Origin of the sequence: Companilactobacillus zhachilii (assembly GCF_003606365.2) — a bacterium.
GTDB classification, from domain to species: Bacteria; Bacillota; Bacilli; order Lactobacillales; family Lactobacillaceae; genus Companilactobacillus; species Companilactobacillus zhachilii.
On sequence record NZ_CP031933.2, the window covers coordinates 1,347,556 to 1,358,824 of the forward strand.

13 protein-coding genes and 1 pseudogene are annotated in these 11,269 nt (G+C 36.4%); 10 read left to right on the forward strand and 4 right to left on the reverse strand.

What is annotated here, in order from left to right:
* The first annotated feature begins 8 nt into the window (after nucleotides 1–8).
* From ribD to ribH, 4 genes are read left to right on the forward strand one after another with little or no spacing between them, the layout of a single operon-like run.
* A complete protein-coding gene (gene ribD / locus D1B17_RS06145; protein WP_120142528.1) occupies nucleotides 9–1,055 on the forward strand; it encodes a bifunctional diaminohydroxyphosphoribosylaminopyrimidine deaminase/5-amino-6-(5-phosphoribosylamino)uracil reductase RibD in 1,047 nt (348 codons plus the stop codon).
* Nucleotides 1,055–1,660 (forward strand): riboflavin synthase, encoded by a 606-nt coding sequence (locus tag D1B17_RS06150; RefSeq protein ID WP_120142527.1) that lies wholly within the window; start codon nucleotides 1,055–1,057, stop codon nucleotides 1,658–1,660. The genes ribD and D1B17_RS06150 overlap by 1 nt, the downstream gene beginning before the upstream one ends.
* Nucleotides 1,653–2,867, forward strand: coding sequence for a GTP cyclohydrolase II (ribA, locus tag D1B17_RS06155; protein ID WP_120142526.1), 1,215 nt, complete (start codon nucleotides 1,653–1,655; stop codon nucleotides 2,865–2,867). Before D1B17_RS06150 ends, ribA begins: the two co-directional genes overlap by 8 nt.
* A gap of 1 nt (nucleotide 2,868) precedes the next feature.
* A complete protein-coding gene (gene ribH, locus D1B17_RS06160) occupies nucleotides 2,869–3,342 on the forward strand; it encodes a 6,7-dimethyl-8-ribityllumazine synthase (RefSeq protein WP_120142525.1) in 474 nt (157 codons plus the stop codon).
* Nucleotides 3,343–3,434: 92 nt separating this feature from the next.
* On the opposite strand, the gene D1B17_RS06165 is transcribed toward ribH, so the two are convergent.
* Nucleotides 3,435–3,821 (reverse strand): YxeA family protein, encoded by a 387-nt coding sequence (locus tag D1B17_RS06165; protein ID WP_120142524.1) that lies wholly within the window; start codon nucleotides 3,819–3,821, stop codon nucleotides 3,435–3,437.
* A 639-nt stretch (nucleotides 3,822–4,460) separates the two neighbouring features.
* Nucleotides 4,461–5,681: a M20/M25/M40 family metallo-hydrolase gene (locus tag D1B17_RS06170; RefSeq protein WP_120142523.1), complete on the reverse strand. Its 1,221-nt coding sequence runs from the start codon at nucleotides 5,679–5,681 to the stop codon at nucleotides 4,461–4,463.
* Nucleotides 5,682–5,779: 98 nt separating this feature from the next.
* On the opposite strand from D1B17_RS06170, the gene D1B17_RS12600 reads away from it, so the two are divergent.
* The gene (locus D1B17_RS12600) at nucleotides 5,780–5,953 is read left to right on the forward strand and encodes a hypothetical protein (RefSeq protein ID WP_157049134.1); all 174 of its coding nucleotides are present in this window, start codon (nucleotides 5,780–5,782) and stop codon (nucleotides 5,951–5,953) included.
* Nucleotides 5,954–6,335: 382 nt separating this feature from the next.
* Here D1B17_RS12600 and D1B17_RS06175 read toward each other — a convergent pair whose 3' ends face one another.
* The gene (locus D1B17_RS06175) at nucleotides 6,336–6,515 is read right to left on the reverse strand and encodes a DUF2207 domain-containing protein (protein ID WP_137432112.1); all 180 of its coding nucleotides are present in this window, start codon (nucleotides 6,513–6,515) and stop codon (nucleotides 6,336–6,338) included.
* Nucleotides 6,516–6,669: 154 nt separating this feature from the next.
* Here D1B17_RS06175 and D1B17_RS12605 point away from each other — a divergent pair, with 154 nt between their 5' ends.
* Complete coding sequence (locus tag D1B17_RS12605; protein ID WP_166806634.1) at nucleotides 6,670–6,807, forward strand: hypothetical protein; 138 nt, start codon at nucleotides 6,670–6,672, stop codon at nucleotides 6,805–6,807.
* Nucleotides 6,808–6,855: 48 nt separating this feature from the next.
* On the opposite strand, the gene D1B17_RS06180 is transcribed toward D1B17_RS12605, so the two are convergent.
* Entirely contained in the window at nucleotides 6,856–7,362 is a 507-nt protein-coding gene (locus D1B17_RS06180; protein ID WP_120142522.1) for an aminoacyl-tRNA deacylase, read from the reverse strand.
* A gap of 175 nt (nucleotides 7,363–7,537) precedes the next feature.
* Between D1B17_RS06180 and D1B17_RS06185 the strand changes: the two genes are divergently transcribed.
* The 4 genes and pseudogenes from D1B17_RS06185 (at nucleotide 7,538) to D1B17_RS06200 (ending at nucleotide 10,993) form a co-directional block, all read left to right on the forward strand.
* On the forward strand, nucleotides 7,538–7,723 hold the full coding sequence (locus D1B17_RS06185) for a hypothetical protein (protein ID WP_120142521.1): 186 nt from the start codon (nucleotides 7,538–7,540) through the stop codon (nucleotides 7,721–7,723).
* A 261-nt stretch (nucleotides 7,724–7,984) separates the two neighbouring features.
* Complete coding sequence (locus tag D1B17_RS06190) at nucleotides 7,985–8,866, forward strand: ROK family protein (RefSeq protein WP_120142520.1); 882 nt, start codon at nucleotides 7,985–7,987, stop codon at nucleotides 8,864–8,866.
* Nucleotides 8,867–9,033: 167 nt separating this feature from the next.
* Nucleotides 9,034–10,527, forward strand: a complete 1,494-nt coding sequence (locus tag D1B17_RS06195; RefSeq protein ID WP_120142519.1) for a PTS fructose transporter subunit IIC — start codon at nucleotides 9,034–9,036, stop codon at nucleotides 10,525–10,527.
* A 20-nt stretch (nucleotides 10,528–10,547) separates the two neighbouring features.
* Nucleotides 10,548–10,993: pseudogene (locus D1B17_RS06200) on the forward strand (PTS sugar transporter subunit IIA).
* Nucleotides 10,994–11,269 lie beyond the last annotated feature (276 nt).

Below are 11,269 nucleotides of genomic sequence, written 5' to 3' on the forward strand. Positions count from 1 at the left end.
GAATAAGATTGACAGATCAGCAGTATTTAGAAATAGCAATAAACCAAGCAAAAAAAGGATTGGGTCAGACTTGGCAAAATCCTTTAGTTGGTGCAGTTATTGTTAAAAATGGTCAGATTTTAGCGAAAGGTTATCACCATCGTTTTGGTGAGAATCATGCTGAAATTGATGCCATTAGTCATTTAAAAAATGAGAAAGAGGCCGCTGGAGCGACAATTTATGTGACCTTAGAACCTTGTAGCCATCAAGGAAAGACACCACCATGCGTCAATAAAATAATTGAACTGGGATTTAAGCGCGTAGTTATTGGTCAAATTGATCCTAATCCACTGGTTGCGGGAAAAAGTGTTGAACGTCTGAAACAGCATAATATTCAAGTAACCAATTTGGATAATAGTGAATCACTGAACCCAGCTTATAATTTTTATTTTCAAAATCAGCGGCCACTCATTACTTTGAAGTATGCCATGTCATTGGATGGAAAAATCAATCAAAAAGATGGTTACCGCACTATGTTAACTGGCAAGGATACCTTTCAAGATACTCAAAAATTACGACAGATGAACCAAGCTATCTTGATTGGCGAAAACACTTTGAAAGTTGATGATCCTAAATTAACAATACGGTCGAATCCAGCATTTCCACCTTTTAGGATTGTATTGATTCATAATGCTCAAAAATTAGATTTACAACAAGCCATTTTTCAGACAAAGGGTCCCATCTATATTTTGACTAATCACAAAAATGAACAAGTTTTACCAGAAAACATTCACGTTTTAGTTGATGAAGTTTGGACGCCACGAAAAATTATTGATTTTTTGACCCAACAAGGAATTCAATCTTTGCTGATTGAAGGCGGCAGTCATATTCATGCCGACTTTGTTAAAAGTAATTTAGTCGATAATTTAATTGTCTATATTGCGCCGAAGTTGATTGGGGGAACTGGGTTACCAAGTGTTTGGGGACCAGGAATTTCCGAGATGATGAATTTCAAGTTCAAACAAATTACTCAATTAGGATCAGATATCAAAATTTCTGCAAAGAGGGTGTATTGATGTTTACAGGAATCGTCAAAGGACAAGGAAAAATCGTGCAACTGCAAGATAATCATGGAACTGAACAAATTAGGATTGCATCATCATTGATTGACCCTGAGAATTTTGCAATTGGTGAAAGTATTTCGATCAACGGAGTATGTTTAACGATTACTAAATTTCAAAATAACGACTTCTGGGTTGATGCCATGCCAGAAACTTTAAAGAGAACTACTTTCGATGAGCTGCAATTGAACAGTCTAGTTAACTTGGAACCGGCTCTACAAGTGACGGAACGCTTGAACGGCCATTTTCTCTTAGGACACGTTGATACGACAGCTGTAGTAACTAAAATTGAAGAACAGTCGAGTTCTAAGGTATTTACTTTAAAAATAGATTCTAGCCAAATGCCATTTATTGTCGAAAAAGGTTCTATTGGAATAGACGGTGTCAGCTTAACGGTTGTTGCTGTTGGATCAGACTGGTTTCAAGTAGCCTTGATTCCTTACACGTTAAAAGAAACAATCTTAGGACAATTGAAATCCGGAGAAAAAGTAAACATTGAGACTGATATCTTAGGTAAATATGTCGTGAAAATGAATAATGAGGTAGTTGACTATGAGTAAAGATGAGTATATTCAAAGAGTTGGATCAGCAATCAAAGCTTTAAAACAAGGACAATTAGTAGTTGTCGCTGATGCCGTTGATCGCGAAGGTGAAGGAGATATGGTTGGGTTGGCTGACTTTGCGACGCCTTATACAGTTAACCAAATGATCAGTCAGGCCAAAGGATTGTTGTGTGTTCCGATGAGTCAACAAGTGGCACAAAGATTGTCTCTGGAACCAATGATTTCCCACGGGACAGATGCTTTTGGAACAGCTTTCACAGTTAGTTTGGATGCTAAAACAACTACGACAGGCATCTCAGCTTATGACCGTGCCGATACGATCAAGACTCTAGCTGATCCGACAAGTAATTGGGACAGATTTTATCATCCAGGGCATATTTTTCCACTCATTGCGAAAGATGGTGGGGTCAAAACTCGTGGCGGACACACTGAAGCAGCGGTTGATTTGGCCAAACTTGCTGAAGTTACACCAGTGGCCTATATTTGTGAGATTGTTAAAGAAGATGGTCACATGGCTAGAACAAAAGATTTACAATTATTTGCCAAACAAAATAAGCTCAATTTTTTGACTATTAACGATATTTTAAAGTATCGAGAGTTTCAGGAAAATGCACAGATTAAACCTTACGCGACCGTTGACTTGCCAACAGCTTATGGGCATTTTCAGTTACAAGCATTTGGAGATGGAGAAAAAGAACCAAACTTATTGATCTCTAAAGGTGATATTACCGGTAAGGAGCCGTTATTAGTGCGCGTTCACAGTGAATGTCTGACGGGTGATGTTCTTGGTTCACTTCGTTGTGATTGTGGTCCGCAATTGCGGGAATCGTTACGGAGAATTGAACAAGCTGGCCGCGGTGCGGTGATTTATTTACGACAAGAAGGTCGTGGAATTGGTTTAACTAATAAATTGCGCGCCTATCATTTACAAGATACAGGGCTGGATACAGTTGAAGCAAATCAGGCACTTGGCTTGCCGGCAGATGCTCGCCACTATGATCTTGCTGCTGAAATCCTTAAATCTAAAGGTATTAAACAAATAGAATTAATGACGAATAATCCTGATAAGGTCAAGCAACTGCAAGAATCAGGAATCGAAGTTGTTCAAAGGATTCCCTTAGAAGTGGGCTTAACAAAGGAAAATCAAGATTATTTAAAAACAAAAAAAGAGAAATTTCATCATATATTGAGTGAGGTAAAGTAAAATGAAGGAAATTACTACTAAGCAAATTAATGGTTCTAAGAAAATCGGTATTGTGGTCGCAGATTTTAACAGTATCGTTACTAGCGCATTATTGCATGGTGCAGTTCAAAAGCTTCAAGAAAGTGCGGTTACTTCTGAGCAAATTATAGTTGTCCATGTACCTGGTGCCTTGGAATTAGCTCGGGTCGTCAATAAATTATCAAAGAGTGGCTTAGTCGACGGGATAATTGCATTAGGTGCGGTTATCAAAGGTGAGACGAATCATTATGACTATGTCTGCAAAGAAACTGCAGCCGGATTGAGTCAAGTGTCCTTGCATGGTGCGGTTCCCGTTATGTTTGGCGTTTTGACCACTGAATCCTTAGCTCAGGCAATTGATCGTGCTGGAGGTAAATCAGGTAATAAAGGAACCGAGTGCGCTGCAGGAATTGTGCAGATGCTTAGTGTTGAAGCTCAAATAGATGAGCTGGCCTAAGGTAATATTCGATAGAGTGAAGTAATTTGATGATGCCAAAAGACACCTTTGAGAAATCAAATGATTTTTCGAAGGTGTCTTTTAGTTTGGGGTTATTCGGTTTGTAGTTTGTTGTACACATTAGTTGGCATGTCATTTTTGAAAACTTCTTTATAAGTGATGACGTAAGCACCCTTAGCAGTAACTTCTAGGAAGTGTCCTTGTTTAAGTTTGCCCATACCAGTGAATTTAATGGGATGTTCATTACCATCTTTGTCGTAACTAGTCAGGGTATAGTTGTAATTTCCATAGCCGTCTTCATCTTTTCCCTTGGCATTGTCAATTTTAACAAAACGTGGTTCCTCTTTAACTAGGAAATTGAATTGTCCCATTAATTGGGCAAAATCATCTGTCCGATCCTTTGTATAAACACAAGCACCAACGTAAACTAATCCGATAATAGAAATTGTTAAAAATAGTGATTTCAATAATTTTCTCATAAGTGAATTTTCCTCCTATGACTAGGTTATTAGAATTTACTATTTTTTTACATTTGATTTACTTACGAATTGCTTACAAATATGTAAGGAAACTCGTGGTGCTAGTTAAATATGCCGCCTCCAAGAGCAAGAGATTCTGGTCGCTATGGGGACCGATTCGAGCCAAAGAGCGGTCTCGAATCTCGCTTTTGAACCTCGCAAAAACCGCGAGTTTCAAAAGTCGTCCCGTGGTGTAAAGGATAAATCCCTAACGCCACCTGCACAGCGACCAGAATCTCTTGCTCTTTCCGGCTAGGTTATTCGTTGTTTCTAAATCAATAGTGAGTAATTTTCAATATTATTATGTTACTGGTAATTAAAGTCATAGGATAAGGGGGGATATTTGGATTTTAAAATTAATTTTAAATATAGTTAAAAATCAACTAGTACTACACGTATGTAAGGATATATTATTGCAAAAAAGTTTGGGACAAAACATAGCTTTTTCCACCCAAAGCAAATTGCGTTAGCAATCCTAAATCGTGTTCTTTCCCAAGTTTGGTTATAGAATCGAAAATAAAAAAGGCTAGGTATTTTTCTTGGTATAAATCAGAAAAATGTCTAGTCTTTGATTATGTTCAATTTAAAATAATATATCACTTATCCAAAATACTTAGTAGCAATGGTTTTATAAATATCAATGTACTTCAAGTAGTCATCTTCAAAGACAAATTCATTGATTTGGTGGGCTGATTCATTACCGGGACCGGCAACAACCACATCTAAGTTTTGATTAGCTTGAATAAATTGTGAGGCATCTGTACCACCAGGGGCACCAACGGTTAAAATATTTACTCCAAGGACATCTTTATAACTATCACGAACAAGTTTCATGAACTTGGAATCAATATCAGTCTTAACAGGCCAGTTGCTGCTTGAAAGTTTGAATTCTAAGTTCATTCTTGGATCGGCTTGGTTCATCTTATCAATGATATCTTTTAACTCAGTGATGATTTTATCGTTGTTATATTCTGGAATGGTTCTGATTTTAACAGTCATTTCAGCATAATCAGGGATGGTATTTTCTTGTTTACCACCGTTCATAATTGTTACGGATGGCTTAGTAGTACCAAGGACATCATCGTCAGTTTTAATTAGCTCTTGGAAATAAGCGGCTTGTTTGTTGTAGTATGCAACTAAGTTGTCCAAAGCATTGATACCAACTTCAGGCATTGAACTATGAGCAGCACGACCGTGAGAAATGACTTTGTAAGTTACAGAACCTTTGTGTGCGCAAAAGGCGGCAATACGTGATTCTGGTTTTTGACCGTTGGTTTCGATCAGACCAGCACCAATTAATTTTTCCATTGCTAGACGAGATGATGAATTACTTGGTTCACCAACAACTAAAGCATCAACATCGTCTACGTAACCTTCTTTAGCAAGCTTGGCCGATCCGAGTTCTCCAATTTCTTCACCGACGGTAGCGATGAACTTGATATTACCTTTGAAGTTATCATCTTCGTTTAATTCAATTAAGGCAATAGCAAGTCCAGCTAAACCGCCTTTCATATCAGATGTACCACGTCCAAAGATTTTGCCATCAATATGCTTAGGGTTGAAAGGACCATAATTCCACTTATCATTGTCAACAGTAGGGACAACATCCTCATGTCCGGTAAATCCCAGAAAGTTTCCGTTACCCTTTTTAATAGAAGCAATTAAATTGTAGCGGTTATCGTCATATTTATTTAATTCAGTGGCGATGCCATTTTGTTCAAATAACTTTTTTAGATAATTAGCGACAATTTCCTCATTTCCATTAACTGTCTCTAACTTGATCAAATCATCCAAAACACTTAGTCTTTGTGCTTTATCCATTTTAAGCCCTCCAAGATAATGTATAATATTAGTAATAAACGTATCAACTTATATTTTAGTATTTTTTGCTTAAAATTAATAATAAAAGGACGTGCAAAATGAATTTATTAATGAAACTTGACCGTTGGTTGGGGATTTTACTATTAGTTGTGGCTTTATTGGGCTTTATTTTTAAATGGTTTAGCAATTCACAATTGTTATCAGCGGCAGTTGCTGGGGGAGTATTGTTGTTGATTTCAGCAACAGCAGATATTGATCGACCTAGCAAATAGCCGTAAATGTGCCGCCTCCAGGAGCAAGAGATTTTGGTCACTATGGGGGACCGACAAAAGTCAAGGTCTTTTGTCTCGCTTTTGAATCTCGAACAAACCGCGAGTTTCAAAATTCGTCCCGTGGTGTAAACACTAAAGTGTTAACGCCACCTGCACAGTGACCAAAATCTCTTGCTCCTTCCGACTAGGGTATTCGTTGTACTTGTTGTACTTAATGAATGAGGATTTTTAATGGCTCGGATATGTAAGTGTTGATTATATATTTCTGAATTTACCGGAGTATCAATTTTGAAAGATAATTTGTAACCATATATATGAAAAAAGTCTGAGCAAATAATCGTATGATTATCGGCTCAGACTTTTTAGGTCACAGTTATCTGTGTTAGTTTACTTTTTTACGCCCATCAGGTGTGTACTTATTATTTTGATGTCTTCGATAGAGATAATAAATACCACCGATGATTGCTAGGATAACAATCAGTGGCAATATTATGTGAATGAAGAATGAGAATAGTAGCAGGGCAATAAAGAAGCCCAAAACGTATTTCCAAATGTTATTCATTTAATTCTCCTTTTCTAATTGTGTCTTAAATTTTATTCATAATCCTATTAAAGGTCAAGTAAAAGAGTTTTTGATTGACTTTGTTCATAAAAGCACGTAGTATAACAGACAGTCGCTACCCTTTGATACGGAACATAAAGGAGGAGTGAATAATATGAAGTATAGAATTTTATTAGATCTTAAGGATCAATTATTCACCGCAGTTGATGTTAAAGATAGCAATAACTTTGGTAACGGTACAACCATTGAAAAAGCTATCAATGATTTAAAGAACAACAATAAAGCTGCATAAATGTATAAATTTAATTCGTCAATGATTTAGGTCATTGGCGTTTTTTTATTATTCTGGATTGTCGACCGCAAAGTCTCCAAAAGTGGCATTAACAGCTTTAGCTAAGGCATGTGGCTCAATTAAAATGGATTGGCCAACTTTACCAGCGGAGACAATGATTTTTTCGGAACGTTCTGCTTCATTATCAAAGAAAATAGGATAGTTATGTAATGAATGAATTCCCACAGGACTATTGGCTCCGTGTTCAAAGCCACTTGTCTTAATGAGGTCCTTCAATGGAACCATACCGACTTTCTTGTTACCAGATAACTTAGCCAGCATCTTGTAGCTTAGGTGCTTATCTAATGGCAACATACCAACAAGCGGACCAGTCTTATTACCAGTAAGGACTAGTGTTTTGTAAATTTTATAGCCGTCACGGGTACTTTTATCAGTAACTAACTCTTGTGTATCACCATCGGCTTCTGTTTCAAATGTCATTGGAACATAATCAACTTTTTCTTTATCAAGAATCTTTTCAACTAATGTTTTTTGTATTTTTTTCTTTTTACTCATTTTTTCTTTTCAACCCCTAAAACTTAAAGCTTACTTAGTATATAATAACAAAGCTATTAATTTTTAAAAGCGAAGTGGCCTTGTGGGAGGAAAAATTTATTTTAATTTTCCAGGTCTATTTTCACGTGATTGTTATATAATTATTAGCGTTACAACAGGATAAGGAGCGATTAGCATGAGTTTTTTCAAAAAACATCAAGAAGATCCTGCCAAGAATGATTTTAGTAAAATTTCTCAAGAAATTAAGAATAGTCCTAAAAAATTATCTGAGGCTCAAAAGTTATTTAAGAATGATGAATCTTTAAGAAAAAAGGTCGTCGATGGTCCTAATAAAGTATCTCGAGATGACAATAAGAATTAAAAATAAGAAGTCTGACGAAATAAGATCAAATTTCAAATATTAAGGTAAATGGCTCCAGTAATCCGATTTCGGGTTGCTGGGGTCATTTATTTTAAACGGAAAAAATGTTTGTCAGTGTCAAAAATAATCTTACCCAATTGAAATAAGATTCAGTTCTGTTGAAACTATTTTCAATATTAATGAAAACGATTGTTTATCGAATCATTCTTGGATAAGATTTGGGTAAGTATAGACGAGAAGAGGGAAGTAGGTGGGAACTAAATGAATAGTGATAAATTAATTGCAATTGATGTCGGTGGAACTTCTATAAAGTATGGGTTGTGGAATCAAAGAAGTTTAATGCTTTCTAATAAAGATAGTGTTAAAACTCCAGAGACACTGGAAGAGTTTTATGGGGTTATTAAATATATTGCTGATAAATTTCATAATGAGCAGATTCAAGGAATTGGCTTGAGTATTCCTGGTGCTGTTGATCAATCTACTGGAATTATCAATGGTGTGAGTGCGTTACCTTATATTCATGGTTTCAAAATACTTGACGAACTAGAAAGCTTAACTGGTCATCAAATGGCGATGGAAAACGATGCAAATTGTTCTGCTTTAGCCGAAATATCAATTGGAGCAGCTAAAGATTTTAATAATATTGTCTTTCTCGTGATTGGTACGGGTGTCGGTGGTTCAGTTGTCATTGATGGTAAGATTGTTTACGGCAGTCATCTTTATGGAGGGGAACTGGGCATGATGCTAGGATCCAATGGTCAAACGTTGAGTATGGCCGGAACGGCAGTCCATTTAGCTGAACGGTATAATAAAAAATATCAGACAGATTTTTCGGGACAACATGTTTTGGAATTAGCTGATACTGGTGATAGAGGGGCCATCAAAGAGGCTCAAGTAATGTATGATAGTTTGGCTCAAGCTATTTATAATTTGCAGTTTGTAACTGACCCTGAAGCAATAATCATTGGTGGGGGAATCTCAGCCAATAATAACTTCATTGCTAATTTGAAGGCAGCTGTGACAAAGTTGATGGCTCAGTGGGGTGATAATGTTTTGGCCCCACAAATAAAACCAGCTAAGTATCGGAATGATGCCAATCTGATTGGTGCAGTTTATAATTTTTATAATCAATTTAATCAATAAATATTATTTATAAAATGGTGGGACACTTTCGCGAGAAAGTGTCTTTTTTTGTAAAAATTTTCAGCTAAGAATCCGCTTACGTAAATAAATTCTAAAGTATTAGAAAGCGTTTACTATTTTTATTCGATAAATTATTATCAGAGTATAAAAACAAAGGGGATGAAATAATGGCTAAAAAATTAGTTGCAGTTACAGCCTGTGCTGCTGGTATTGCGCATACGTATATGGCTGCTGAAGCGATTGAAAAAGCTGCTAAAGAACTTGGCTATGAGGTCAAAGTTGAAACAGATGGCGCAATTGGTGCTGAAAATAAACTTACAGAAGAGGATATTGAAAGTGCTGATTTAGTTGTTGTTGCTGCAGATATAAAAATCGATCCAATTAGATTTACAGGTAAAAGACTTTTTGTAACAGATTCAAACGATGCTATCAATGATGGTAAAGCCGTAATTGAAAAAGCTGAACAAGAAGCGGTTGTTTTCGGTAAAAAAGGTGGCAAGGTTGGTAAGATTCAAATTGGTAGCAACAAAGAAAAAACAACTTTCTTTACACATGTTATGAGTGGTATTTCATACATGTTGCCAATGGTTATTGCAGCTGGTTTGATTTTAACTATTGCTAATCTTTATGCTTTCCAAAAAGACGACATGGGTCGAATTGTTAAGTGGGGATTCGATACGCATACTCAAATGGGGATGTTGATGTCAAATTTGTTCCAAGTTGGTCAAGTTGGTTTTAAATTAATGATTCCACTTTTTGCGGGATTTGTAGCTAATTCGATTGCTGACAAACCAGCAATTGCTCCAGCGATGATTGGTGCTTATATTTCAAATGATCCAGAACTTTTACATGCTAAAGCTGGTGGTGGTTTCATTGCTGCTATGTTAGTTGCATTTATTGTTGGTTACTTCGTTTTACTTTTGAAGAAGATCAAATGGCCTAAGATTTTGCAGCCGATTGTTCTGATTATGATTATTCCGTTCATTGCGACGTTGTTTATCTCGCTAATGGTCTTTTATGTAATTGGGAAACCGATTGCTGGAGGTATGGATGGACTATATTCTTGGCTAAATTGGATTAATACTAATTCAGCAAGTGCTCCGATTGTATTAGGAGCTGTCATTGGTGCCATGATTGGTTTTGATTTAGGTGGTCCTGTTAATAAAACAGCTCTGATTTTCGGTACAGCAATTTTTACTGATACGATGACAAAATATGGTATTCAAGGTGCCAACTTTGTTCCCGGTACAGCTGCTCAAGCAGCAATTTCCGTTGCTCCACTTGGTGTTTGGTTAGCTTCAATGATTTGGAAAAACAAGTTTTCCAAAGATGAAAAGACAGCTGCTAGTGCAGCCCTTGGTATGGGGTTAGTTGGTGTTACTGAAGGAGCTATTCCGTTTGTTGCTTCTGATCCATTAAGAATGATTATTGCTAATGTGTCTGGTTCAGCGATGGCTGGTGGTTTAGTAGCAGCAACCGGATGTAAATTCTACGGAGGAATTGGTTCACCATTAGGAACGTTTATTGGTTATATCGAACAGCCAATTCCATTCGTGACATGGATTTTATGTGTTAGTGCCGGTATTTGCGTAACAGCCTTAATCATTGGTCTAACAAGAAGTAATGCTGTTATTGAAGCAGCTAAAAGTGTTGATGAATAAATAAAAATGTAGGTGAAAACATGGATAAAGCAATTTTTACTCAAGAAAATATTTTTTTGACAACGATAGTAAGACCCAAGATGAAGCATTTCAAAATATAGCTAAATTTGTTAGTGAGAAAGGTTATAGTTCATCAGAAACGGATTTCTATGAAGGTTTAAAAAATCGTGAAAAGGAATCGACAACTGGGTTTAAAGACGGTATTGCAATACCTCATAGTAATGACAACAGTATTACCAAGCCGGGATTATTCTTAGCTAAGTTTGCTCATCCTATTGAATGGGATGCCTTAGATAAAAAGCCAATCAATGTCGCATTTGTGCTAAGTATTCCGAAAGACGGTTCAACAGAACATTTAAAACTTTTAAGTAAAATTGCCCGTAAGTTAATGGATGAAAACTTTCGACAAACGATTTTGGAAAATGAAGATAAGGGTATTTTGGCTGATACAGTTGATGAAATTTAGAATTGGCAATAGTCTACTTCTAACTTATCAAACGGTGGTGCTAATTGATTTTTAACTATGGATTTAGAATCCAAATATAACCCCGTATCCTATAAATTTAGTCATCAGTGACGTAATAATACTGAAAATTGTTCACTATTGATTTAGAAACAAAGAATAAACTAGCCGGAAAGAGCAAGAGATTTTGGTCGCTGTGCAGGTGGCGTTAACACTTTAGTGTTTACACCACGGGACGACTTTTGAAACTCGCGATTTGTGCGAGGTTCAAAAGCGAAC